The organism is Pseudoalteromonas sp. C8, from assembly GCF_011378685.1.
Lineage (GTDB): Bacteria > Pseudomonadota > Gammaproteobacteria > Enterobacterales > Alteromonadaceae > Pseudoalteromonas > Pseudoalteromonas arctica.
On the sequence record NZ_WTKT01000001.1, the window covers coordinates 172,652 to 198,812 of the forward strand.

The 26,161-nt window shown below is 39.7% G+C and carries 24 protein-coding genes; 10 read left to right on the forward strand and 14 right to left on the reverse strand.

Annotation, left to right across the window (positions count from 1 at the left end; all coding sequences use genetic code 11):
- Nucleotides 1–13 precede the first annotated feature (13 nt).
- Nucleotides 14–418, reverse strand: coding sequence for an HIT family protein (locus tag GQR39_RS00765; protein ID WP_024590072.1), 405 nt, complete (start codon nucleotides 416–418; stop codon nucleotides 14–16).
- A 111-nt stretch (nucleotides 419–529) separates the two neighbouring features.
- Between GQR39_RS00765 and GQR39_RS00770 the strand changes: the two genes are divergently transcribed.
- Both GQR39_RS00770 and GQR39_RS00775 read left to right on the forward strand, forming a co-directional pair.
- Nucleotides 530–2,755, forward strand: coding sequence for a S9 family peptidase (locus tag GQR39_RS00770; RefSeq protein ID WP_165734577.1), 2,226 nt, complete (start codon nucleotides 530–532; stop codon nucleotides 2,753–2,755).
- Nucleotides 2,756–2,897: 142 nt separating this feature from the next.
- Nucleotides 2,898–4,535 carry a methyl-accepting chemotaxis protein gene (locus GQR39_RS00775; protein ID WP_165734578.1) on the forward strand — a complete coding sequence of 546 codons (1,638 nt, stop codon included), beginning with the start codon at nucleotides 2,898–2,900 and terminating at the stop codon, nucleotides 4,533–4,535.
- A 74-nt stretch (nucleotides 4,536–4,609) separates the two neighbouring features.
- Here GQR39_RS00775 and GQR39_RS00780 read toward each other — a convergent pair whose 3' ends face one another.
- The 3 genes from GQR39_RS00780 to GQR39_RS00790 form a co-directional block, all read right to left on the reverse strand.
- Nucleotides 4,610–6,130 (reverse strand): leucyl aminopeptidase family protein, encoded by a 1,521-nt coding sequence (locus tag GQR39_RS00780; RefSeq protein WP_165734579.1) that lies wholly within the window; start codon nucleotides 6,128–6,130, stop codon nucleotides 4,610–4,612.
- 129 nt (nucleotides 6,131–6,259) lie between these two features.
- Nucleotides 6,260–7,312 carry a DNA polymerase IV gene (gene dinB, locus GQR39_RS00785; RefSeq protein ID WP_024590076.1) on the reverse strand — a complete coding sequence of 351 codons (1,053 nt, stop codon included), beginning with the start codon at nucleotides 7,310–7,312 and terminating at the stop codon, nucleotides 6,260–6,262.
- A 340-nt stretch (nucleotides 7,313–7,652) separates the two neighbouring features.
- Nucleotides 7,653–7,829 (reverse strand): hypothetical protein, encoded by a 177-nt coding sequence (locus GQR39_RS00790; protein ID WP_165734580.1) that lies wholly within the window; start codon nucleotides 7,827–7,829, stop codon nucleotides 7,653–7,655.
- 162 nt (nucleotides 7,830–7,991) lie between these two features.
- On the opposite strand from GQR39_RS00790, the gene GQR39_RS00795 reads away from it, so the two are divergent.
- From GQR39_RS00795 to GQR39_RS00805, 3 genes are all read left to right on the forward strand, one after another.
- Nucleotides 7,992–8,426: a thioesterase family protein gene (locus tag GQR39_RS00795; RefSeq protein ID WP_165734581.1), complete on the forward strand. Its 435-nt coding sequence runs from the start codon at nucleotides 7,992–7,994 to the stop codon at nucleotides 8,424–8,426.
- 9 nt (nucleotides 8,427–8,435) lie between these two features.
- Complete coding sequence (locus GQR39_RS00800) at nucleotides 8,436–9,488, forward strand: aldo/keto reductase (protein ID WP_165734582.1); 1,053 nt, start codon at nucleotides 8,436–8,438, stop codon at nucleotides 9,486–9,488.
- A 116-nt stretch (nucleotides 9,489–9,604) separates the two neighbouring features.
- A complete protein-coding gene (locus tag GQR39_RS00805; protein ID WP_165734583.1) occupies nucleotides 9,605–10,528 on the forward strand; it encodes an ABC transporter substrate-binding protein in 924 nt (307 codons plus the stop codon).
- Here the strand turns inward: GQR39_RS00805 and GQR39_RS00810 are convergent.
- From GQR39_RS00810 to GQR39_RS00835, 6 genes are all read right to left on the reverse strand, one after another.
- Nucleotides 10,479–11,099 carry a fumarylacetoacetate hydrolase family protein gene (locus GQR39_RS00810; protein ID WP_165734584.1) on the reverse strand — a complete coding sequence of 207 codons (621 nt, stop codon included), beginning with the start codon at nucleotides 11,097–11,099 and terminating at the stop codon, nucleotides 10,479–10,481. The genes GQR39_RS00805 and GQR39_RS00810 overlap by 50 nt on opposite strands.
- A gap of 378 nt (nucleotides 11,100–11,477) precedes the next feature.
- Nucleotides 11,478–13,445 carry a hybrid sensor histidine kinase/response regulator gene (locus GQR39_RS00815; protein ID WP_165734585.1) on the reverse strand — a complete coding sequence of 656 codons (1,968 nt, stop codon included), beginning with the start codon at nucleotides 13,443–13,445 and terminating at the stop codon, nucleotides 11,478–11,480.
- A 10-nt stretch (nucleotides 13,446–13,455) separates the two neighbouring features.
- The gene (locus tag GQR39_RS00820) at nucleotides 13,456–13,917 is read right to left on the reverse strand and encodes a response regulator (RefSeq protein ID WP_002958089.1); all 462 of its coding nucleotides are present in this window, start codon (nucleotides 13,915–13,917) and stop codon (nucleotides 13,456–13,458) included.
- On the reverse strand, nucleotides 13,918–15,402 hold the full coding sequence (locus GQR39_RS00825) for a sensor histidine kinase (protein ID WP_165721091.1): 1,485 nt from the start codon (nucleotides 15,400–15,402) through the stop codon (nucleotides 13,918–13,920). It lies immediately after the preceding gene.
- A 38-nt stretch (nucleotides 15,403–15,440) separates the two neighbouring features.
- Complete coding sequence (locus GQR39_RS00830; protein WP_165734586.1) at nucleotides 15,441–15,650, reverse strand: histidine kinase; 210 nt, start codon at nucleotides 15,648–15,650, stop codon at nucleotides 15,441–15,443.
- 14 nt (nucleotides 15,651–15,664) lie between these two features.
- The gene (locus GQR39_RS00835; RefSeq protein ID WP_165721092.1) at nucleotides 15,665–17,005 is read right to left on the reverse strand and encodes a sigma-54 dependent transcriptional regulator; all 1,341 of its coding nucleotides are present in this window, start codon (nucleotides 17,003–17,005) and stop codon (nucleotides 15,665–15,667) included.
- A 232-nt stretch (nucleotides 17,006–17,237) separates the two neighbouring features.
- Between GQR39_RS00835 and GQR39_RS00840 the strand changes: the two genes are divergently transcribed.
- Both GQR39_RS00840 and GQR39_RS00845 read left to right on the forward strand, forming a co-directional pair.
- Nucleotides 17,238–17,753 carry an NUDIX hydrolase gene (locus GQR39_RS00840; RefSeq protein WP_165734587.1) on the forward strand — a complete coding sequence of 172 codons (516 nt, stop codon included), beginning with the start codon at nucleotides 17,238–17,240 and terminating at the stop codon, nucleotides 17,751–17,753.
- A 218-nt stretch (nucleotides 17,754–17,971) separates the two neighbouring features.
- Nucleotides 17,972–19,348 (forward strand): NAD-dependent succinate-semialdehyde dehydrogenase, encoded by a 1,377-nt coding sequence (locus GQR39_RS00845; RefSeq protein ID WP_024590269.1) that lies wholly within the window; start codon nucleotides 17,972–17,974, stop codon nucleotides 19,346–19,348.
- A 311-nt stretch (nucleotides 19,349–19,659) separates the two neighbouring features.
- On the opposite strand, the gene GQR39_RS00850 is transcribed toward GQR39_RS00845, so the two are convergent.
- From GQR39_RS00850 to GQR39_RS00865, 4 genes are all read right to left on the reverse strand, one after another.
- On the reverse strand, nucleotides 19,660–20,511 hold the full coding sequence (locus GQR39_RS00850) for a hypothetical protein (RefSeq protein WP_165734588.1): 852 nt from the start codon (nucleotides 20,509–20,511) through the stop codon (nucleotides 19,660–19,662).
- Between the two features lie 211 nt (nucleotides 20,512–20,722).
- Entirely contained in the window at nucleotides 20,723–21,802 is a 1,080-nt protein-coding gene (locus GQR39_RS00855; RefSeq protein ID WP_165734589.1) for an endonuclease/exonuclease/phosphatase family protein, read from the reverse strand.
- Between the two features lie 23 nt (nucleotides 21,803–21,825).
- Nucleotides 21,826–22,188, reverse strand: a complete 363-nt coding sequence (locus GQR39_RS00860; RefSeq protein WP_121953942.1) for a hypothetical protein — start codon at nucleotides 22,186–22,188, stop codon at nucleotides 21,826–21,828.
- A gap of 76 nt (nucleotides 22,189–22,264) precedes the next feature.
- Nucleotides 22,265–22,513, reverse strand: a complete 249-nt coding sequence (locus GQR39_RS00865) for a TIGR03643 family protein (RefSeq protein WP_007581511.1) — start codon at nucleotides 22,511–22,513, stop codon at nucleotides 22,265–22,267.
- A gap of 123 nt (nucleotides 22,514–22,636) precedes the next feature.
- On the opposite strand from GQR39_RS00865, the gene GQR39_RS00870 reads away from it, so the two are divergent.
- The 3 genes from GQR39_RS00870 (at nucleotide 22,637) to GQR39_RS00880 (ending at nucleotide 26,147) form a co-directional block, all read left to right on the forward strand.
- Nucleotides 22,637–23,326, forward strand: coding sequence for a transporter substrate-binding domain-containing protein (locus GQR39_RS00870; protein WP_165734590.1), 690 nt, complete (start codon nucleotides 22,637–22,639; stop codon nucleotides 23,324–23,326).
- Between the two features lie 29 nt (nucleotides 23,327–23,355).
- Nucleotides 23,356–24,012, forward strand: coding sequence for a YoaK family protein (locus GQR39_RS00875; RefSeq protein WP_121953943.1), 657 nt, complete (start codon nucleotides 23,356–23,358; stop codon nucleotides 24,010–24,012).
- A 74-nt stretch (nucleotides 24,013–24,086) separates the two neighbouring features.
- The gene (locus GQR39_RS00880) at nucleotides 24,087–26,147 is read left to right on the forward strand and encodes a TonB-dependent receptor (protein ID WP_165734591.1); all 2,061 of its coding nucleotides are present in this window, start codon (nucleotides 24,087–24,089) and stop codon (nucleotides 26,145–26,147) included.
- Nucleotides 26,148–26,161 lie beyond the last annotated feature (14 nt).

A 26,161-nucleotide genomic window follows, 5' to 3' on the forward strand; every position in this document is an offset into this window, starting at 1 on the left:
AAAGCGTTGCAGCTTAAAACTGCAGCGCTTTTTTTAACTCTGTAATTTGTACATCTGTATACGGCACAGCTGGATACTTACCCCAAATTGGCGCAGGCCAAGCAGCATCAGTAGTAAAGCGTGCAATATGGTGAATATGTAATTGCGGCACCATATTACCCAAAGCCGCTATATTTAACTTATCAGGGCTAAACACATCCATTAATAATTTACTTAGCTTGGCTGACTCTTTTAAATACACAATTTGATCATCCTCAGATAAATCAATTATCTCTTTTAAGTTAACCTGCCTAGGCACTAATACAAACCACGGATATTGGCTGTCGTTCAATAAAAGTACTTTACACAGTGGCCAATCGGCAAGCTCTATACAGTCGCGTTTAAGTTCTGGCGCTAGTTTAAATTCAGGGTTAGTCATTGTTATGTCCTACTTTGTCTTTAATAATCGCCACTTTATAGCATTTAGTTGCAGTTGCACACGCTTGGCTTTACCATCAAAGCAATATTTATAATAAGCTAAGGCAACCTTGTGCTAAAAAAAATAAAACACCTCTCACTAGCCCTCCCATTAATGGTTGGCGCTATTAGTGTTCAAGCAAAACCTTTATCGTTGGAGCGTATTTTTGACGATCCGAGCCTTTCAGGTAAATCACCTGTACAACTTAAATTTTCGCCTGACGGCAGCCGTGTAACTTATTTACAAGGCAAAAGCGATGACTACAATCGCTACGATTTATGGGAATACAATCTAAAAGATAACACCAACCGTGTGCTAGTTGATTCGGCAAAGTTATTTTCAGGCCCAGAAAACCTATCTGATGAAGAAAAAGCACGCCGCGAACGCCAACGTATTTTTGGTAAAGGCATATTAGAATACAAATGGTCTAAAGACGGTAAAGCACTTTTATTCCCACTTAACGGCGACCTTTACTATTACGATTTAGCCTCTGCTAAAAGTAAAAAACTAACCGACACTGAAACATTTGAAACCGATGCACGCTTTTCACCTAGAGGTAACTACGTATCGTTTATTCGAGAGCAAAACCTATTCGCTTTAGAGCTTGAATCAGGTAAAGAAATTCAGCTTAGTAAAGATGGCGGCGGCGTAATTAAAAACGGCATGGCCGAATTTGTTGCTCAAGAAGAAATGAGCCGCATGACAGGTTACTGGTGGTCAGGTGATGAAACTAAAATTGCCTATACCCGCGTTGACGAAACCCCAGTAAAAGAAGCTATCCGTAACGAAATTTACGCTGATGAAGTTAAATTATTTAACCAGCGCTACCCGTTTACAGGTACCGATAACGTAAAAATTCAACTCGGTGTGGTTAAGCTAAATGACCAAAAAGTAGATTGGATTGATTTAGGTAAAGATGAAGACATTTATATCGCGCGTGCTAAGTGGCTAAAAGACGGCAATACACTGTCTTACCAATGGCAAAATCGCTCGCAACATAAATTAGAGCTTCGTTTTTATAACAGCGAAACTAAAGTCCAAAAAGTAGCATTAATCGAAAACAGCGAAACGTGGATTAACCTACATTTTGATCTTGAGTTTTTAAAAGACAAAAAACATTTTGTATGGGCATCTGAGCGCGACGGTTTTAAACACTTATATCTGTACCGCACAAACGGTCAACTTGTTCGTCAAATCACCTCTGGTGATTGGGCTGTTGATAGCTTAAAAGGTATTGATGAGAAAAAAGGCATTGTTTACTTTGCCGGCCGAAAAGATACACCGCTTGAAAGCCATTTATACAGCGCGCCTTTATTTAAAAAGGGCGATGCCAAACGTATCACCGAAAAAGGTCAGTACCATAATGTTGTGCTAGCAAAAGACAATAAAACCTTTATCGATAATAGCTCGTCTGATAATAAACCAAATTCAGCAGCGCTTCGTAAAGTAAACGGCGAATTTATTACATGGCTTGAAGAAAATAAGCTAGATAGCAGCCACCCGCTTACTCCTTATTTAAGCGACTTAACAAAACCAGAATACGGCACAATTAAAGCCGATGATGGCCAAGTTATGCATTACCGTTTATTCAAGCCTAGCAACATTACTGATGGCAAAAAGCACCCTGTTATTGTTAACGTATACGGCGGCCCGCATGCCCAACGAGTGACAAATAGCTGGCGCAGTAAAAACTTGTACTTTCAGTACATGGCGCAACAAGGTTACGTAATTTTTCAACTGGATAACCGTGGTTCGTACAACCGTGGTAAAAAGTTTGAAGATGCTATTTATAAAAACCTAGGCGTGGTTGAGGTTGCCGATCAAATTAAAGGCGTAGAGTTTTTACGTACACTTGATTACGTAGACCCACAACGCATTGGTGTTTATGGCCACAGCTACGGCGGCTACATGGCACTTATGACTATGTTTAAAGCAGGCGATTACTTTCAAGCCGGCGTATCGGGTGCTCCTGTAACCGATTGGGCTCTATACGATACGCATTACACAGAGCGTTATTTAGGTCACCCTGATACGAATGCTAAAGGGTATGAAGACAGCGCAGTATTTCCATATGCTGATGGCTTAAAAGGCCCATTAATGATTTACCATGGAATGGCTGACGACAACGTGCTGTTTACTCATTCAACTAAATTGTTTAAACAACTGCAAGATAACGAAAAACAGTTTGAAATGATGACCTACCCAGGCTCTAAGCACAGCCTACGTGGTAAACAAGTGCAAACACACTTACATCAAACAATTACAAACTTCTTTAATCGCCATTTTGACGTTAAATAAGCAAGTAAAGTAATAACAGACTAAAGGCTGATTGATAAATCAGCTTTTTTTTTGCATTAATGGGCGTTAAGCCTAGATTAAACTCTTTTTTTAGCTACGCTTATTCTATGCGCTAAAGCGCACACTTTTTGAGGATAAATGTATGCCTAGTCTACGTAGTTTTAGTATATCCCAGCGTTTTTCACTGTTAATAGCCATAGTTGTATTTGGACTAATAATACTTAGTATATCGAGCCTGACTCATCAATATAGTTCGCTAAAAAACGAGCAGTACCTTAAAACACAAAATGTAGTAGAAACTGCGTACAGTATAATCGAGCACTTTTATGATCTTGAGCAAAATAACACTCTCACTCAACAACAAGCTCAATCGCAAGCACTTAATGCAATAAGAGCTCTGCGCTACGACAAAACCAATTACTTTTGGATTAACAATTACCAGCCAAAAATGGTTATGCATCCTATAAAACCTGCGCTTGAAGGAAAAGATTTAACCAATAACAAAGACCCTGACGGCAAAGCATTGTTTGTTGATATGGTTAATATAGTTAAACGCTCTGGCGAGGGATTTATTCCTTATAAATGGCCAAAACCAGGTAAAGAAAAACCCGTTGAAAAAATCGCATTTGTTAAAGGTTTTAATCAATGGCAATGGATTATTGGCTCAGGTGTTTATCTTGATTCAATTGACGAAGCATTTAGCGAGCAACGAAACCTTATAGTCGTCAGTGCAACAATTATGATTATTGCTGTTATTTTACTTAGTTACTTTATAGGCAAGAGCATTTTAATACCTACTCGTTTAGCGGCCGATATGATGAAAGACATTTCACAAGGTGAAGGCGATTTAACCCGTAAATTAAATGAATCCGGTAACGATGAAATATCTGAACTATCACATTCATTTAATTTATTTGTTTTAAAAATGCGAGAGTCACTTGTTCATGTAGCACAAAGTGCAAACGACGTAAGTGAGCATGCGCATACAGTTGATGATTCAAGTAGAACAAGCCACTCGTTTATTGAGCTTCAAAACGATAGCTCAACCCAAGTTGCAGCTGCCATGGAGCAAATGACTCACCAAATACATGATGTAAGCCGTAACGCCGAAGCCGCAGAGCAAGCAGCTAAAGATGCAGCACAAAACGCATCAACGGGTAAAAATGTGGTTGCGCAAACAATTACAGCAATAGAAACACTCTCAAGCAACATAGAAACAGTCAGCCGTGTAACAGAAGATTTAGCCAACGAGAGCCATAATATAGGCTCTGTACTTGATGTAATAAGAAGCATATCGGAGCAAACAAACTTACTGGCATTAAACGCTGCCATTGAGGCTGCTCGCGCAGGAGAGCATGGCCGAGGATTTGCTGTTGTTGCAGATGAAGTAAGAACACTGGCCAGTCGTACAGGGCAAAGTACCGACGAAATTCAAACCATGATCACTAAACTTCAAGAAGGTGCAAAAGCAGCAGTAGAAGCTGTTAAATCAAGCCAAGCACTTTCAGTTTCTACCGTAGATCAGGCGTCATCGGCCAATACTTCACTTAATGAAATAGAACGACTTGTTTCAATTATTACCGAAATGAACAGCCAGATAGCACGCGCCACAGAGCAACAAACTCAAGCTGCCGACGAGGTTAATTTGCGTATTAATGAGCTATCTCAATCAACTGAGCAATCATTAAATAATACTAAACAGCTTACCGATGCCAGTGATAATCTTAAACAAAGTAGCCTAGAGCTTTCGAGCGTAGTTAATCGTTTTAAATTAGATTAATAGCCCATACCGTTATCATAAAATGCAAAAGCCCTGAATTAACAGGGCTTTTTTATTGCATGTAGGTTTTTAGCTTACAAACAGTAACGTGCAAACAAGCTCGTTACTGATGCAGCCGTTGGCTTGCCATGCTGCCAATCACCGCCTTCAACACCGCTACCTGCAATGTCCATATGCACATAAGGCAAAGGTTGTGCAGAGTCGTTACCGTGCTTATCAAGCCCACCAACAATAGCCATAAACGCCATAGGGAACTGATGCCCACGCGCAGTAACAGCAGATGCTGCGTTATTACTCGAGAGTACATCGTCAGCTAGCGTGCGTGGTTTAATAAAGTCGTAATCTTCACGGCGAGAACGCGATACTTCTGCGCCATCGGCCCACAAATCTCCAAGGTCAGCTATTTGACGTGAAACACCAGCGCTACGAGCTGGACCATTTTCAACATACGCACCGTAAGGACCCATTGCACGTGCCGCGTGACCCGTTAATGTAGCTACAGTAAATAACGTTGGGTTTATTTCGCCTTTAGCTAAATCTTTCATTTCGCTAAGCAGGTCGCCCATTGCTAAGCGCCCTTCTGCATCGGTATTACCAATGCGTACACGGATACCTTCGCGGCTAGTAATAATTTCATCTGGCACAAAACAATCCGAGCCAATAGAGTTACGAACAACAGCCAAGTACGATACTACTTTAACGCCTTTAGGCTGATAATCCGCAACGGCTTTCATAAAGCCCGCAACAGAAGCTGCGCCACCTTTATCGCGACTCATGCCTGCCATATGACCACCTACTTTTAAATCGGCGCCGCCTGTATCGTATACAAGACCCTTACCTACAAACATAAGTGTACGAGTAATTTCACCCTCTGGTACATATTCAAGCTTAACAACACGTGGGTGATGGCGCTCAACTGCATACGATGCACGAGCAACAGTGCTTAGCATTGGGTAGTTTTTATCAATAGCTGCAATATCATCAATTACGTCAACTGCAATGCTTGAGCCTTTAAATAAATCAACGCAGTAATCAGCAAAACGTGGTGGAGCCATACGCTCAGGTTCAGTGCCACATAAGTCACGCGCGGCATATTGGCCTGCAGCAATCGCATTAACAGCTTTAATTGTTTGCTCGCTTGCGCCAACTAAACCAATTTGAGTAATAGGTTCAATACTTTCACCGTGATATTCACGCGCTTCTAATGGCTGCCATAAGGCTTGGCAAGCGCCTAAATAAGCAACTTCTAAAGCATGCTGATAACGGCTATCGCCATTTAAATTTGGTAAAAATAATACAGGATTAACACTACCCGACGCTTTTGCTTCGTTAATCGCTAATTTAGCAGCATCAAAATAACGGCGTACATCGTCGTAATCTCTATTTAACGGACCCGTTGGCGCAAGTACAACGCGTTTTTTTTCAATCACTAATAAAGTAACTTGTTTACCAATACGAGAATCAACTTTTGCTTGGTCTAAAATAGCATTACGTAATGAGTTATTTGGTAATAGAGAAAAGTCATCACTAATAATAATAAGCGCATCATGAGATGTGCATTCAAGGCTTGCACTAACCGCTTGAGGGTATGCCATAAATAAAGTCCTGTTAGAAAACATAAGCCCCTATTATCGTCGATTTAAATATTGAAGACCAGCAAGGTGCGATGAGCTAATTATACAAGTTGCCAATAAATGGCAACTTGGGGTTACAGGCTTTACAGCTTAATCGAGAATACTAAGTTGAAAGTTTTGTTCTGGCTCGCTTTTAATGCCAACGCCTATGCCAAGTAATCTTACAGGTTGTTGTAGCCCTCGTTGATAAGCCTTAGTAAGGAGTTGAATAAATATTTCTGTGTTTAGCTCGTGGTATGCCTGATCGGCTGAGGTTACTACAAAATTTGCAAACTTCACTTTAACACTCAGCTTATTAATACGGTTTTGTAATTGCTGTTTATTAAGTCTTAAAACTAATTCGTCTAACAATTTTGGCAGCTCATCTAAGCACTCTTGCAAACTTGTTTTATTGTATTCGTAGGTATGCTCAACACTCAGCGACTTTCTGATGCGATCTGTTGATACTTTACCAACATATTCACCTGCACATTTTTGATAAAGCGACACACCAAAATTACCCACATGTTGCTGCATCCAGTTAACGCCTTTTTCACGTACATCCTTGCCGGTATATAAGCCTTTTAAATTTAGCTTTTCGAGCGTTACTTTACCCACCCCCGGAATTTTCCCCAGCGGTAATTGCGCTAAAAAGTCATCGACCTCATGAGGCAAAACGACAAATTGACCATTCGGTTTTTTTTCGTCGCTGGCTATTTTGGCAATAAATTTAATCGGTGCAATACCTGCTGATGCAGTGAGCCCTGTGGCATTGTAAATATCGGCTCTTATTTGCTGTGCAATAAGTGTGGCACTGCCTTTACAAGCAGTACTGTCTGTTACATCTAGGTAGGCTTCGTCTAAAGAAAGAGGCTCAACTAAATCTGTGTAGCGGCTAAATACTTCACGTATTTGATTTGAAGCTTCTTTGTATACAGCCATGCGCCCAGGGACAATAACTAAATCGGGGCATAATTGTTTAGCATGATAGTTCGACATAGCCGATCGTACGCCATATTCTCTCGCTATATAGTTAGCGGTTGAGAGCACGCCTCGTCGGCTATTGCCTCCAATAGCAAGCGGTACACATGCAAGTTTAGGATTATCTCGCATTTCTACTGCTGCATAAAAGCAATCCATGTCTATGTGAATAAACTTCTTCATCACCACAACAATAACTGGTTATTTATACAGTCATTATTATAGAATCAAATGTGATAAGCAAGCCTAGGGCCTGTTTATCTTTCGAGGTTAAATTTGCAGCAGTATGTTTGGTATTTAGGCAAGGCAGAGCCTATGTAGTGTGGTTATTCCCCATAAATAGGCGATAACGTAGCACAAATGCCAAACATACGCTGCCCGAAGGGTTCTGCCTAGGGGCAATTTACTCTTTGTTGCTCGGTTTTTACTTAGCCCACTAGGTCACAAACCTCGCGCCGCGATTAAATAGCCCCTAGATTGAACAAATTTTAATCCTGAAAGGCCAACAGGCCCTAGTTAACTATTAAAAAAAGCGCTTATTACCTTCTTGCTCTTTATAACCGCGCAACCAAAACATAACCTCGAAAAAAAACCCCGCTAACATTAAAATAATAGCGCCTGATTCGTTACCCATTGCGTAGCAGGTAAATGAGGCTATAAAAACCAAACAAGCTAAAGACCAATTAATTATATTGTGCATACATACCTCTGTGTGTGTGTTTGTGTTTGTCTGTGTAATTTAACTGTAGACCTAAAATTAAACAGGTACAATCATCTTATAAAAAAACATGCTATTAATTACCTTGAGCTCACAACTCCATATTGATAATCTAAATACTTTAAAATTAAGGGCCAATAAATAATGCAAACGTTTAAAGATCAGCACCCTATCCATACCGACATCACCGTAGCGTGGGCTGATATGGATGCACTACAACACGTAAATAATGTGGTGTATTTGCGTTACTTTGAAATAGCCCGAATCGACTTCTTAAATAAAATAAATCTGTTCGATACAATAAGCTCTAATGGCGTAGGTCCGGTAATAAGCGAAAACAACATTCGTTATAAACGCCCAGTTACTTTTCCAGATACACTTACAGTCGGCGTTACTATTTCTGATATAAAAACAGATCGGTTTGTTATGAATTACACCGTATTTAGTCACGCGCAAAACGCTATAACAACAACAGGCACTTCAAAAGTGGTTATGTTTGATTTTGAAACAGGCCAAAAAGCCCTCATTGCAGAGCCTCTTTTATCGGCGTTAGTTAGCTACTCTCAAGACGAGCAATAAGGAATTCTCATGCAATACAGCCCACTTGGCAGCAGTGGTATTAAAGTTTCAAGAGTATGTTTAGGCAGTATGACTTGGGGTAAACAAAATACTCAAAGCGATGCTGATGAACAAATAGCCTACGCGCTAGAGCAAGGCGTAAACTTTATTGATACAGCCGAAATGTATGCAGTACCGCCCTCTCCAGAGACCTATGGAAAAACTGAGGAAATTATTGGCGATTGGCTATCGCGTAATCAGCAAAAGCGCAGCGATGTGGTACTTGCTACAAAAATTGCAGGCAATGGATTATCGTGGGTACGTGATGGTGGCAATATTACGCGCCAAACGGTAATAGAAGCCGTAGACGATTCACTTAAGCGCCTTAAAACCGACTACATTGATTTATATCAGCTGCATTGGCCAAACCGCTCTACCCCGCACTTTGGCAGACAATGGCCCGGCACTCTTAAATTTACCGACGTAAATACACAAGAGCAGCAAGCTAGTATGCTTGATATTCTAGAGGGCCTTAATGAATGTGTTAAAGCAGGTAAAATTAAGCACTGCGGTTTATCTGACGATACGCCATGGGGTATAAGCCAGTTTTTAAGTTTGGCCAAAGAGCATAACTTACCGCGTATGGTATCTATTCAAAATGAGTTTAGCTTAGCGCACGCTAAAGACTGGCCGTATTTAATAGAACAATGTGTACACGAAGATATTGCCTACTTACCGTGGTCGCCTTTAGCAGCTGGTTTATTAACGGGTAAATACCTAAACGGTGCTCGCCCAGAAGGATCTCGTTGGACCTTCATGCAGCGCAACGGTATTTTTAGAGATACACCAAATGCAGAGCAAGCCACTAAGCAGTATGTTGAGCTGGCTCATGCAAACAATATTACTCCAGCACAACTAGCACTCGCATGGTGTAACCAAGTAGATGGCGTAACCTCTTCAATTATTGGTGCAACAAGCATAGCCCAATTAAAAGAAGATATTGATGCATTTAACATCACGTTAAGCGACGAAATTCTTAGTGATATTAACACTATATTTAGAAACCATCCGATGCCTTATTAAGCATGTATGAGTTAAAGCAGCCTTGAATGAGGTTGCTTTTTAACTAAAATATTTGACCCTACTACAACCAACACTATACTTTTATTAAGTTTTCTTAATTCAACGAACACTTATCAATGCTGAAAAACGGATACTATGCATTTTGCTTATTAATTGTATTTAACGCGCATGCTGTTGAGCAAAAATTACAGCCTCTAGAAGAAATTATTTGGCTGCAAAGTTACACGCCCCCTTTTCATATAGCTAAAAGCGAAAGTGCACCACAAGGCGGTATTTGCGACAACCTAACCGAGCAACTCATTAGAACAATAACAGATGTAAAACATACCCGCTTAATTGTCCCTCAGCAGCGTATAAATAAATATTTAAGTGAAGGAAAAAACGTATGCTTCCCGTGTGTTATTTATAAAAAACATAATAACCAACTACTTAACTACTCAAATCCAACAACGGTATATCCCCCATTTTCAATTATCACGACTAAAGAGCTAAAGCCCAAATTAGAAGAAAAGCACGGCTCGCCTATTCACCTTATTAATTTATTAACCGACCCGCAATACGTATACGGGCAAGCTGCTGCACGTAAATTTACAACTAAAATTAATACAATTATTGAAAATACAAAACGAGATAAAGAGTCGTCGTTAAGTTGGAGCAGTGAGAACGAAAGTCAGGCTGTTATAGCACGCTTGAGTCACGGCTTTTTAGACTACTCAATTGATTACCCGTTTATGGCCGATTACTTTAATAAACAAGGAGAATATACGAATATAGAGAGTGTACCAATAGAAGAAAATGACATTCAATTTATACGAGGAGCAATAGGTTGTGCGGCTAACGCACCTAATAATTTTGCACAGCAAGCGCTTAAAAAAATTAACCGCGCACTAAAAAACAATGTACTACAATCGCCTGAGTATCAACAAAGTCAGCATAATTGGCTTAAAACTACCTTTGCCGACTTTGATCAACACTACCAACAGCAAGTTATTAATTTTTACTTACTTGCCACTGATGCTCAAGCAAGCACTGATCGTTAGTATAAAGTGCCACAGCAAAAATACTTTTAGGTGTTACCTCGCCTACGCCCGACGGTGTGCCTGTCATTACTACGTCACCATCTTCTAAGCTCATAAATTCACTAATTTCTTGTAAAATTGAGTCCGGGTTATGCAGCATAAAATGAGTATCGCCTTGCTGAACTACTTTATTATTAATTTTAAGTTCAAAGGTAAAGTGCTTCATTGCATCAGTTAGCGCTACAAAATCAGTTAAAATTACAGAGCCATCGAACGCTTTAGCGCGCTCCCATGGAAGTCCTTTATTTTTTAATTTACTTTGCACAGTACGCTTAGTTAAATCAAGGCCGAGTCCAACCCCTACAAATTTTTTATTTTTAACTACAAAACATAGCTCGGTTTCATAATGCAGTGTATCGCCGTTATTAGCCGCAAATAACGTATTTGTAATCGCGCTATTTGGTTTGTTAAATAAAACCATTTGATCTGGTGTTTCGTTGTTTAGCTCTGCAATATGTGCGGTATAGTTACGGCCAACACAGACTACTTTTGATGGTGTTAATTCTTCAGATACTAACTTTATTGAATGCATATAAATAATGTCTCAGTTATTGGACCTGTTGACCTTTCAGGATTAAAATTTGTTCAATCTAGGGGCTATTTAATCGCGGCGCGAGATTTGTAACCTAGTGGCTCGGTAACTGCTCCTGCGTTATTCTACTGACTTACATCCCTGTAAGAATAAGTAAAAACCGAGCAAAGCTTCCGCGTCCTGCTCACGCCCCTTACCTACATCCATGTAGGCAACAAAGAGTAAATAGCCCCTGGGCAGAACCCTTCAGGCAGCGCATGTTTGGCATTTGTGCTTCGTTATCGCCTATTTATGGGGAATAACCACACTACACAGGCTCTGCCTTGCCTAAATACCAAACATACTGCTGCAAATTTAACCTCCAAAGATAAACAGGCCCTAGCTAATAAGCGTTTCAAGTAAGCTCAAATTAATCGGTTTAAGTAAAACTCGGTCAATATTTAAATCTTTTATTTCTCTTGGGTCTGGCTCTGCGCCACTTACAATCACCAAGCGTAGCTCTGGATATCGCTCATTAACTTGCTGGCCTAAATCAATGCCACGCCCATCGGGTAAATGCATATCTAGCAATACCTTATTAAATTGCTGGTCGTGATTAAGTATTTGCAAACATTGTGCGCAGCTAGACGCAATGACCGTTTCAACACCTAAGCTTTCTAAAAGTAGCTGCGTAATTTGCGCTGCATCGTGATCGTCCTCAACAAGTAAAAAGCGCTGCTTTTTCTCGGTTAAGCCATTGCTACAATTTATATCTTTAGCTTGCGGTGCATGCTCTGGCGCTACCAAATAATCTTGCAAACTTTGGTATAAAGCCGCGCTATCAACAGGTTTTGGTATTACATCGTTAAAGCCTAGTGCAGCAAGCTCCTCATGTATGCCTTTCATAGTAGCGGCAGTGAGCGCGATTATTGGGCCTTTGTAACCCATTTTTCTAAGCTCTATGGTAGCTTCCTTGCCGCCCATTACAGGCATATGAATATCAATAAAAATAATATCGTAAGGCGCTTTATACGCATCTGCAATACGCACTTTTTCAAGCGCTTGTTGGCCATGTTCGGCATAATCGACGCGCGCACCACAAGTACTGATCATATGACCAACTAGCATGCGTAAATCACGTAAATCATCAACTACTAATACTCGCCCATGCACTTTGCATGGAGCCGATTTACTTTGTAGTTGCGGCGCACTACTAAAATTAAGTACCTGTCGTTCTACTTCGCTAATATCACCTGGGTAAACCGAAATAGTAAACGTAGAGCCTTTGCCAATTTCAGAATGCAAACTAATATCACCGTGCATACGTGCTAACAATTCAGCACATATTGCCAAGCCTAAGCCTGCGCCGCCTACAGAGCGTGATTCTACATCAGCTATTTGTTCAAATGGCTTAAATATCAGTTCTTGTTTTTCAGGGGCAATGCCCATGCCTGAGTCTTTAATGCTAAAAAACAGCATTTCGGTATCATCAACCCATTGCGTCCACGCATTAACAACAATTTCGCCTTTATCGGTAAATTTAACTGCATTGTTTATTAGGTTTATTAAAATTTGGCGAACTCTTGTTGCATCCAGTCGTGCAACCAAAGGCAATGGCTGATGAGATTCAAAGCGCAGCGTAAGGCCCTTATCTAGCACCGATACGCGCATTAGCGTGTATACATCGGCAAGCATGCTATCAAGGTTAACTTCGCTTAAGGTTAGTTCGAGTTTATCGGCGGCTATTTTAGATAAGTCGAGCACATCGTTTAACAGGCTCAATAAATGTTTACCGTTTCGATAAATAACACCTAGTTCATTTTCTGCTTGCTGACTGAAGTCGCTCTGCATTAACAGTTCGGTGTAACCTAAAATAGACGATAGAGGAGTACGTAATTCGTGGCTTAGATGAGCTAGAAAGCGGTCTTTTGAGCGATTTTCGGCTTCGGCTTTTAAACGCTCTACTCGCTCACCTTCAACATCTTTACGAGCAAGTGCATAGCGAATAGCGCGCGCAAAGCGGCTCGAACTCATTTCTGTTTTTATTAAATAATCTACTGCACCGGCATCAAGCGCCGCCGAGTCTAACTCGTCGTTTGACTGCCCGGTAAGCATAATAATTGGGCCGCTAAAGCCATTAGCAATGGCTTCTTTTAGTACATCTAAACCATTAGATGCACCCAAGCGGTAATCAAGCAGGCAAATGTCGTGCTCATTTTTGCTAAGCGTTGCAATTGCCTGCTCTGGGGAACTTATCCATTGAATGTTAAACGTGTGTGAATCCAATTGGTCAAGATAGTCGCAGGTGAGTATGTAATCATCTTCATCATCTTCTACAAGCAGCAACTGAGTCACTTTATCTAACATACAATCTCCATTAATCGTTAAATGTTGTCGGTAGCTCTACAAACTCTACCCAGTATTTTCCTAGCGTTTTCATCAAATCAACTAAACCATCAAACGTCACAGGCTTTGTAATATAAGATGCAGCACCTAAGTTATACCCTTTAACCATGTCTTCTTCTTGCTTAGACGTAGTTAAAATAACAACCGGAATTCCCTTTAAGTTAGGGTTCCCTTTTATAGCTTCAAGCGCTTCACGACCATCCATTCTTGGCATGTTTAAATCAAGTAATATCAATCCTGGTCGTGGCGACACTGTTTTGTCTTCAAACTTACCTTTACGTTCTAAATATTCAAGTAACTCAACGCCATCTTCAACAAAATGAAGCTCGTTAAGTACACGGCTTTCGGCAAGGGCATCTTGTGTTAACAAACGATCATCTTCATCATCGTCTGCCATTAAAATAGTAATAGGTTTTACTTTTGAATAGGGCATTTAAGCCTCTCCTTGCAATGTGAAAAGCGCAGCTTCCACAGGTAGTTTTATAATGAAGGTTGCACCTTCACCGTCTTTACTTATTGCTGTAATTGTTCCGCCGTGGCGCTCCACAATACGCCTACATACAGAAAGACCAATACCTGTGCCTTTATATTGTGAGCGACCGTGCAAACGTTGAAACGGTACAAATATTTTATCGGCATAGTCCTGTGAAAAACCAATACCGTTATCTTCTATAGTAATAACTTGAAAGCTCAAATTGGTATTATGATCCTCACTAAAAATATCTTTATCTTGGTAGCTGATTTTTATATGTGGACTTACACCTGGGCGCCTAAATTTAACAGCGTTCGACAACAAGTTTAAAAACAGCTGCTGCATTTGGCTTTTATCAGCCTGAATAACCGGTAAGTCTTCTACATCAATTTGTGCATCTGACTCTTTTATCGCAATTTCTAAATCACTTAATATATCGGTTACTACTTCGTTTAAATTTGTATCATCGAAGTCTTTACCGCGTGTTGTAATACGCGAGAACTCTAATAGGTCATTAATTAAGTTAGACATGCGTTGCGCTGCATTTTTCATGCGGCCAATGTAATCAATCCCTTTTTCACCCAGCTCATCTTTAAACATTGTTTCTAGGCGGTCACTAAAGGCTTGAATTTTTCTAAGCGGTTCTTGTAAGTCATGACTTGCTACAAAAGCAAATTCTTCAAGCTCTCGGTTACTTCGGCTCAGTTCGTCAGAATACAACGTTAATTCTTGCGTACGCTCAGACACTTTAGTTGCTAAAGTCTCGTTTTGTTTCTCAAGCTCAAAACGATACTTAGCTGCATTTCTCAAATTAAGACGTGTCATTACAAACATACCAATAATAAGTAATAAGCTTGTGATTGCTGTAATAGCAAACGTGATTTTAGCTTCATTCTTAATTTGCGCTAACTTTGAAAAATGGCTCACTTTAAAGAGTAATTCACGGTCTTGAATTTCATTAACATACTCTCTAATTTGCTTATAAAGCTCCCGACCTTTATGTGTATTTAACACATAAATTGCACGTCGCTCTTTGTCATCTAAAGCAAGATTAACCGTTTGTTTTAGCTCTTTAATTTTGCTATCAACTAGTACTAACAACTGAGCAATACGCTCAGCTTGGCCGTCAATCTCAGAGTGTAGTGACTTAACATGATCTGTTTGAGCTTCAATTTGTCCAATAGCATCGTAATAAGGCGTTAAATAATCAGTCTCTTCTGTTAATAAATAACCGCGCTGACCCGACTCAGCCTGAACTACTGATAAATGCAGTTGCTCAATTCCCGTTGTCAGCATATTAGTATTGTCTAAACTCTTTTGGGTTTGCGTTAAACCTTGAATCGTATTCAATGCTAAAACTGCGTTACCTACAATAATACTTAACACAACAACTATTAAAGCTGCCCAAGTAACATTCGCTTTACCTTGCTGTTTTTGCTTGCTCATTTAGCTTCCCGAATTAGAGTTTGTACAACACTTACTATTTATTGAGAGTCAGTTATTTTTTGTAAACTTTCACTACACTGTTGGCAATTGTTAATAATTTTATCAAGTGCATCTAGCGCTTTTTCTTTTGGCATATCGTTTTCAAGTACCAACTTAATAAGCTCTGCATTCATCGATATACGATTAAGCGGCGCTCTTGCATCGTGTACTAATTTGTTTAGTTGCTCTGTTTCGTTATCGGATGTCATGCCCTTCCTCAAATCTATTTATATTCGCCAATACCGCCATATGCATTAAGGCGGTTATAAAGTGTTTTGGTGCTAATACCCAGCATTTGTGCAGCAAGCGTTTTATTACCTTGCACCTTATCAAGCGTTGCATGAATAAGTTCTTTTTCAACTTCTTCAATGGTTTGTCCTGCTGATACTGGCTTTTCGGCCGCTTGGTTATTAACGCGCGAAAAAGGCGACTCTAAATTATCAGGTAGAGTAATGTCGCTGGTTTGCGGATCGCTCATAATAAATGCACGGTGTATAGCGTGGCGAAGCTCTCGCACATTACCGGGCCATTCATAGCTTTGCAGTTCTTTGAGCTGCGTTGGCGTCCAACTAAATGGGGTACCGTTTTCATCATTAAGTTGATCTAAAAATGCTTTAGCTAATAAAGGAATATCTTCTTTTCTATCGCGAAGTGGCGGTATATCAATAGGAAAAACAGCCAACCTAAAGTAAATATCTTCACGAATAATATTATTTTGCGCTAAATCGGTAAGCGAGCGGTTAGTGGCTGAAATAACACGACAATTGGTTGGTATTTCTCTGTTACCACCTACGCGTGTTACTTTTTTAGTTTCAAGTACTCGCAGTAAATTTGGCTGCATATCAATTGGCATTTCGGTTACTTCATCTAAAAACAAAGTACCGTTATTTGATTGCTCAAACACACCTTCTTTACGTGCTATTGCGCCTGTAAATGCGCCTTTTTCGTGGCCAAATAACTCACTACCAATTAACTCTTTTGAAAGTGCGCCACAGTTGCTAGCAACTAATGGGCCTTCGCACTGGCTTGCGTTATGAATAGCTTGAGCCACTACTTCTTTACCTGCACCACTTTCACCCATAAGCATCACGTTAGCGTTTGTTTTAGCTACGCGTTCAATCATGTTGTATAGTTTTTGCATTGGCTCAGACTCACCAATTAACCCACCAAAGTGACGTGTAATACCGCTCGACTTGGCTTTTTTAACTGTTTTTTTAGGGCCATTTAAAACGAGTTCTAAATCTTCGCGTTGTAATGGTTTTAATAAATGCCCTACATTTGGCTCACACATTTCAGCTAAAATGCCTTTAACTGAAGGATGACCCGATATAAGTGTAATTTTTGGAGATTGCCCAATCGTTTTTAAATGATCAAGTAAGTGCAAACCGCTACCATCAGGTAACATAAAATCAAGTAGCACATGGTCAAAGGTATTATTTTCAAACCATTGATGTGCTTCTTTTAAACTGGTGGCGGTGCTTATGTTGTGGCCGAGGAATTCGACTATGTGGCAAACAACGTCACTAAATTCAACGTCATCGTCTACTAAAAGTATGTCTAACATGATAAATCCCTATGCTTTTTTTCTTATTCTACGCATCCTAAATATTAATTTAAAGGCACGCCTAGAATCTAATTACTTAAATAGCTAATTAATCCAATGCTATTTATTTTAACAACCTTATATTTACGTATGCTTAAAAAAATCGATCATAAAATATAAAAATAATTAAAATCGTTTCTATTTATAGAATGGTAGCAACTGTTATTATCAAAAACCTAAAAGAGGAGACGAAATGCAGCAATTAAAAACCTTAATTCATTCAGGTATTAATATTGACCAAGGCACTCTATTTACGCGCTTAACAGCTCGCGCCATTGTTATTAAAAATAATAAAATACTTTTAATGTATACAAACCGCTATGAAGATTACAGCTTACCTGGTGGCGGAGTAGATGAAGGCGAAAGTATTGAACAAGGCTTAATTCGCGAACTAAGCGAAGAAACCGGTGCACAACAAATAAGTGTAGTTAAAGCCTTTGGACTCTATGAAGAGTATCGCCCTTGGTATAAAGAAGACTTTGATATTATTCATATCAAATCGTATTGCTTTGTATGTAATATTGCCGACGAGTTTGGCAAAGCACAGTTAGAGCATTACGAGCAGCAAAATGGCATGACTGCTAAATGGGTTGATATTAACGATGCAATTGCTCATAACGAGCGCACACTTGCTAACAGTGAAAAACAAGGACTCTCCATTTTACGAGAAACCTACCTACTAAAGCGCATTGCTAAAGAACTTCTATAAGTTGAATTAGCATGAGCAGTCAATCTTGTAAATTTTGCATCAATCAGAACTTTTTACTGCTTTGGGTAATATATTCATAGTAGTAAAAAGTTATTAGCAGAATAAAAAATTAAAAATAAATACTACATTTCAATAGCTTGAGATTAATTAATACTGTTTTTTTGATATTGGCTTTCGTTTTGCACTATCACCATTACATAATTTGTAAGGAGATAGAAATGAGTAACACAGTTAAAACGATTAATCCGGCAACTGAGCAAACCATTGAAACCTACACGCTACTTTCTCAAAAAGAAGCAGAACAGGTAATCGAAAAATCTCACGAAACATATTTAAAATGGCGCTTAACGTCGTTCACTGAACGTGCGAGATATCTTAATAAGTTAGCCTCACTTTTCGAAGAGCAAAAAGAATCTATCGCAAAACTCATGACCGAAGAAATGGGTAAAGTATACGAGCAAGGCTTTCAAGAAGTTGAACTATGTGCAGGAATTTGTCGTTACACAGCCGAACAAGGCCCACAAGTACTTGCTGACGAAGAACGTGATATGGACGGCGGCCGTGCAATTATCAGCTACCAACCAACAGGTGTACTGTTAGGTATTCAACCGTGGAACTTCCCGCTTTATCAGGTAATTCGCTACAGTGCTGCCAACATAATGGCGGGTAACACAACCGTATTAAAGCATGCTGGTAACGTATTTGGCATGGCTGAAAAAATTGAAGAGCTATTTAAACAAGCTGGTTTCCCAGAGTACTGTTTCAGCAACTTACTCATCGACGGTAAAACCGCCAGCTCACTCATTGCGCACAAAGCAATTAGCGGCGTAACCTTTACGGGTAGCGATGCCACAGGTAAAAAAGTAGCTGAAGAAGCGGGTAAACACGCTAAAAAGACAGTGTTAGAGCTTGGTAGTAATGACGCTTACTTAGTACTCGATGACGCAGATTTAGAGCTTGCAGTTAAAACCTGTGTAACAGGTCGCATGATCAATAACGGCGAAACGTGTGTTTCAGCTAAACGTTATGTTGTTGTTGAGTCACTTTACGATGACTTTAAAGCACAAATTAAAGAGCAGTTCGAAGCCATGAAAATGGGCGACCCAATGGCAGATGACACAGACTTAGGTCCAATGGCCCGTGAAGATTTACGCGACGGTATTCACGACCAAGTAATGGAATCAGTTAAAGCAGGTGCAAACATAGTAACGGGTGGCGAAATACCATCGCAAACGGGCTATTACTACCCACCTACTCTACTAGATAACCTATCACCTGGCATGCCGGCCTACGACGACGAATTATTTGGCCCTGTCGCTTCGCTTATTAAAGCCAAAGATAACGACGATGCTATGCGCATCGCCAACGATTCTCGCTACGGTTTAGGCGGTGGTATTTTCTCAAAAGACGAGAAAAAAGCCATTGAGCTTGCTAAAAAGTACTTCGACACCGGCATGATCAACATTAACGGCTACGGTTTAGCACAACCTAACTTACCATTTGGTGGTGTTAAAGGCAGTGGCTACGGCAGAGAACACGGCGGTTTTGGTATGCGCGAATTTGTTAATGTTAAAAGCATTATGATCGCTAGCTAATTTAGCTGCATAAATGAAATAAGTGTTTTAAATACAGATTTTTAATACGTGTTTAAAATACAAAAATTATTAAGCCTAAAAGTGGGTAACCGCTTTTAGGCTTTTTTATGACTTTTAGAAAGTAGTTTTCAGGAGACAATACTTAGTTTTTAGTAAGAGACAGTACCGAGTTTTAGATATATTCGTAGGGGCGATTTTACATCGCGCTTTTAATCTGAGGAGTCAAAGACTGCAAACATAGCCTTTAATGGGGAATAAATATCGTGGTCTAATTTTATATTTAATCGTAGACACTTATATCACCTAAGTGTTTAGTCGTTTTTCAATGCTCTAGCTAAATCATTTACTGCGGCCTGAACAACTAACCAAGAAATATCACATGTATCTGCATCAGGGTACATTTTACTAGCCATTTGCTCATAAGGATGTATTAGATTACGAAAACCTCTAAGTGCATGAGAGAACTGTCTAACATCCATACCTAACCAACCTACGTTATGTGCCACATCAATCATTTCAGCTAGCTTCCAATGTGCGAAACTTTTTACTTTTCCTGACTTTGAATCTTTAGGCGCAGTAGTACACTGATTTGCTTTACCGGGGTTTCTTTGAAGAACTCCTAATAATAATCCTTCAAGCATACTACCCATGATTATTATTGCTGAAAGGTGGGCTTTAGAATCGACGCAACGCTGGGCTTCTTCCCAACGATCTACAAGTATCTTTCCTACTTCTGATTCAAGACCTAACGCCATAAAATTAGGTGCAGGCATTGGAGAAAGTGAAGAAGTTTTTACATTTTCATCTGAAAAGTTAATATCAAATTTTTCAAACTTAGGTTCAAGACCTTCTAATTTAATCCTGAAACCCTCTACATAGAGGATTTCATTCAGCATGACTAATGCACTTTTAATTTTATCTCTATCACCTTTGTATTCTTTTGGTGATGAAAGACGCTTGAGAACAGCAGCTAATTGTTCACGATTACATTCTTTAAGCTTTTCATGTACCCACCACTGTCGAGTTGAGCCATCATGGATAAATTGAGGCAATCCAGATCGCTCAAAAAAACTTGTGATCTTTGAGCTAGAACGATATTCAGGATGGTTTTCTCCATTACCACAAATAAATTCAGCAATTCTATCTAGTGTACTATCGTCCATGAGGTTCCTTAATGCATCAACAGCCAAATATCTATACATTACAATCTAACAAATCTGATAACTTATGTCTTCTTTCACTTTTAATTCAATTATCTGCTGAAATAAGTTAATTATTCATCAATACTTCAAGTTTAAATATTTGTAGATGAAACTGAAGATTAGCGCTTAAATATAATCAAGTTCTAAGCTTTGATTAGTATGACTGAGGCTATTATTGTTCCTCAAACCTCGGCACCTTTCGCTTATCGGCTTTACTCATTGCGAGCTCTTGGATTTCTTCTTGCTTGTGCTGCGCCGATTTAGTTTCTAATGACTGCTGATTAGCGTTTTCGTAAGAAAGCTCAGTGAGTAGCGCAAAGTGATCTGAGCCATATTTAGCTAAGCGCTTAATACGCTTTACTTTAAAGCCTTCGCTGTGAAATAAATGATCGAGCGGCCAACGCATAAAAAAGTAGCCTGCATGAAAGGTATTATAAAAACCACGGCCTTTTCGAGGGTCTAAAAAGCCACTTATTTGCATAAACAAACGGGTGCTGCGCGACCACGCTACGTCGTTTAAATCTCCGGCAACTATGGTAGGTCGTGTAGGGTTTTTAAGTGCTTTAGCCACCATTATTAGCTCTGAGTCGCGCGGACGTGATGAGTCTTCCTCTGTCGGGCTTGGTGGTGCTGGGTGAATAAAGTGCCCTTGCATTTGTAGGCCTTCATCGTTTTCAAACAAAATATGAATTGAGGGAATATCTTCTTCTATAAGCTCACATATTTGTGCATCGAGTATTTTAAACTTGCTGTATAAGTGCATGCCATAACGATTGTCTTTAGGGCATTCTATGTAATACGGGTAATTTTTTTTAATGACTGATAATTTATTTTCCCACCAGCTATCGCTCTCAAGCGTAATAAGTAGGTCGGGTTGATGCTCATCAACAAGACTAATTAACTTCTCACTTTTATGGTTCGACATAAGTACATTTGCCGACATAATTCGAATGCTATGGTCGATGTGCTTAGGTGCGCTTTGCACTTCTTTTTTAGCAAGCCACGTATACGGGTAAATCCATTTACCTTGTAAAATCATTATAAGTAATGAGGTTAAGGCTATAAATACATAGCCTATTGCGCTACTTTGCCATAATAAAAACAACGAAGTAACGGCTACAAAACTGGCAATATAAAAAACCTGTAAGCGCACAAAATCGCAGCTACGCACTAAGTAATGCTGGCTGTACGACATAGGTAATAAGGTAACCAGTAAAAAAAAGCCAATAATTATAGCCAGCGCAATGAGCATTTTAATATCCTTATAAAGTTAATTTAGCGACTTAGAATTGAAAGTATTTCTCGAGTATCGTGCACCATATGGATAACTGTACGGTCTATTTCTATACTCACTGTACCATTATCTCTAGAGCGTTCAATCACTCTACCTCTTTTGTATAAATCGCGTTCTAAAAAGTCGCCTCGATGATAGCTTTTACTTAGCCCTGGTGGCGTCCAACCTGCGCGGATTAGCTGCTTTGCCTCTTTTTTAGAAAGGTAGTCATTGTCGTTATGCTTATGTGAATGATGCTTTTTATGGCCGTGTTTATGACCATGCTTATCTTTATGCGGTTTTGCGTCTGCGCTTATTGAACATAAAGCCAATGCTATTAGTGCTGTGTATATAGGTGCTTTCATAAATAATCTCTAGCATAATTAATAGCTAAAGGTTAACAAACACGGATGAACATCATATGAAACAACTAACACCTATTTAACGTTGTTTATATTGTGTTTTACAGTGGCTTCGCATAATAGCGGGATCGCGTAATTTTAAATGTTTTGTTTTACGACCTGCATGGCGCTTACGCCAAACTTTAAAACTGCCTTTTGAAACATTGTCTCGCATAAAAACCACCAGCTGCGGATACTTTAATCCGTATAGCTGCTCTATAGCCTCGTAGGGGGTTCTATCTTCCCACGCCATTTCGATAATGCGTGACTGCTGTTCTGCGTTAAACATGGTATATCTCACAAAATTTAACTTATACGCTAGGTAAAAATACTTAGATCAATGCAATTAAACTCAGTAACTGTATAATTGGCGTTCAACTTATGTACTTTAAAAGATATCGAATTTATATTTATGCGCGCAATATTCCTGTTTTTAGCTTTAACTTTACCTTCGTTATTACTTGCAGCGCCAAGTAAAACCCTGCGCTGCGTAACAACCCACTACCCGCCTTTTACTATATTTGATGAGAAAAGCGATACGTTCACGGGTTTAGATATTGAATATTTAACGTTTATTGAGCGTAATTTAAATCTTAAAATTGACGTAATTCATCTGCCATGGGCGCGCGTTAAAAAAGAAATGGCGCTGGGTTACTACGACTGCTATTTCTCTTTGGCCAATACAGAGGAACGTGCAAAGTATTTAGATTTTACAAGCGTGCCTTTGCACACTACTAAGTATGGTTTATTTACTTTAAACGAAGATAAACTGCTCACTGACGATTTATCAAATACCCCAATAACGATGCTGCGCGGCGTTGCTTTGCCTGAGGTTATTGCTAAAAAGTACAGCCTTGATGAGAATAATCTACTTCGCTCACTTTCAACTAAAGACACTTTTGAGCTACTAGAAAAAAAACGTGTTGAATACGCAATAACTAACTATCAAGCAGGTTTGTGGTACTCAAAAGAATATAAAAACATTTATGCTCGGCAATTAAATGAGTTTACGTTTCCTACTTACATTGCTTTTAAGCGTGGCGTAATTGATACAAAATTAGTTGATGAGCAAATAAAACGTTTTAAAGCACAAACTCAATAATTAACACTGCACACGTTAAGAGATAACCAATGTTTACAAAACTACCAAAATGGGTTGAATATGGCGCGTTTACGCTCGCATTTATAGCGGGCGTAATAAACGCTGTAGGCTTATTAGGATTTGAGCATCAGGCTATTTCGCATGTATCTGGCTCTGTTACTTTACTTGGTATTAAAGTAATAACTAACCCCAGCACTGCCTTATTGCTACTTTCAATAATTATCAGCTTTATGTTGGGCTCTGCGCTGTCGGGCTTTTTGCTCTCTGGTGGCTCATTAAAACTTGGTCGTCATTACGACACTTTGCTTTTTATTGAAGGACTGTTATTACTGGCGAGTGCTTATTTACTTAAAAATACATTCGTTTACGGTATTGTTTTAACGTCTGCTGCGTGTGGGCTACAAAATGCGCTAGCAACTAATTACAGTGGTGCAGTTATACGTACCACACATTTAACCGGTATTTTTACCGACCTTGGCTTAATGATCGGAAAAGCGCTAAAAGGTGAGCAATTTGATACGCGTAAATGCGTTATATTTTTACTCATTATAAGCGGCTTTTTACTAGGTGGGATTGTTGGTTATATTTTATTTGAGTACTTTTTAGTGCTCGCGTTATTATTTCCGGCAGCCGCATGCTTTATATTATCTTTCATATACAAAATACATAGGTTACGTACGCTTTAACGCAACGAGTTTAAAAGCACATTAAAACCGCATATTATAGAGGTAATGCAATATAGATTACTTTCAAGGAATGTATGAAACCTTATTTTTTGCCGCTGATATTACCCTTTAGCCACACTGCGTTTGCCGATAATCAAAATAATGATGCAATAGAAACCATAACAACCACTGCATCACGTATTGAAGCGCTATCTACCCCACTCCCTTTATCAATAAGCACACTAAATCAAGCGCAGCTAAATAGCATAGCCCCTACCCATATTGAAGAAGCTCTGCAACGTGTAGCGGGTGCTAATATTCAACGCGGAAATGGCCAAGAGTATTTACCCGCGCTTCGCTCACAAGTGCTTTCGGGCGCAGGCGCTTGTGGTGGCATATTGACTCTAGAAGATGGCATACCACTGAGAGCAGCTGGGTTTTGTAACATAAACGAGCTATTTGAAGCGCACAGCGAAATGGCGCAGCGCATTGAGGTGCTAAAAGGCCCTGGCTCTGCACTTTATGGCTCAAATGCTGTGCATGGTGTTATTAATGTAATAACGCCCGACACCACACAAGGCGGTGGCTTAGTTGGTTTAGATTATGGCTCGTACGGTTATACTCGCTACAAATTACGTGCAGGACAAGATTACGGCAACAGCGGCATAGGCATTAACGCAAGTGTTACCGACGATAGCGGTTACCGCGACGACGAAAGCGTAGAGCAACAAAAAGTAAATATTCGCCATCGCTATTCAAATAATAATTTATTACTTACCTCAGGCCTTACTTATACAAATCTTGATCAGCAAACTGCGGGATTTATTACGGGCTTTGAAAGCTATAAAAACGAAGACCTCTCGCAAAAAAACTTTGACCCAGACGCATTTAGAAAAGCACGTTCATTTAGAGCGTGGAGCAATGCAACATGGCAATTAAATAACGATGATGTGCTCTCTACTACGTTATATTTTCGCGACCAAAGCATGGACTTTTTTAAGCACTTTTTACCCGGCACACCGCTTGAAAAAAACAGTCAAACTGGTTTTGGCATACAATCGCTTTATCAATATAATTTACAAAGTAATGTAAAAGTAAACCTAGGGCTTGATGGCGAATACACGCAAGCCGACTTTACTCAAAGCCAAAATGAGCCCACTCAAGGTTCTGCATTTTTAGTTGCTACAGTGCCACAAGGTAAGCATTACGATTACGATGTAAACGCCACGCTTTATGCCCCTTTTGCATCACTTGATTGGCAATTAAATAAGTGGTTACTTACCGCAGGTGTGCGCTACGAGCATATGCAGTACGACTACACCAATAATATGCTAGCAGGTAGAACAAAAGACGATGGCACAGAATGCGGCTTTGGTGGCTGCCGATACAGCCGCCCTGAAAGTGGGAAAAATAGTTTTAGTAATCTATCGCCAAAGCTTGGGGTTAGTTATCAGTACAATACAAATAACACGCTTTATGCAAACTTTTCTCGCGGTTACAGAGCGCCACAAGCGGCTGAGCTATACCAATTACAACGCGAGCAAACCACTGCAAATTTAAGCGCCGAAATAGCCAATAACGCAGAACTAGGTATTAAAGGGATTTACGAAAAGCTACGTTATGGCGTGTCTGTTTACGCTATGAGTAAACACAATACGATTTACCGCGATAGTGACTTTTTTACGGTAAATAATGGCAGCTCTCGCCATCGTGGTATTGAGCTTGAGCTTGACTACCAGCTAACGCAGTCGCTTGCGCTTAACTTTGCAGGCACGCACGCAAAGCATACTTATACTAACAACCAAATACTTAACGGTTTAAATATAAACGGCAACGACATAGACACCGCGCCGCGTAATATTGCTAATCTCGATTTAACATGGCAGGCATTAAACAACGCGCAATTTGCTTTGCAGTGGCACCGCGTTGGTAACTACTACACCGACCCAGAAAACTTAAATAAGTACCAAGGGCATGATGTTTTAAGCCTGCGCGCTCAGTGGCAAGTTACTAATAACCTTGAAGTGCTTGCCCGCATTATTAATTTAACTAATGAGGCTTATGCGGAACGCGCCGATTACACCAGCTTTACCGGCGACAGATACTTCCCTGGCAAACCACGTAACGCCATGCTTTCGGCAACTTATACGTGGTAATGCTTATTTAAGGG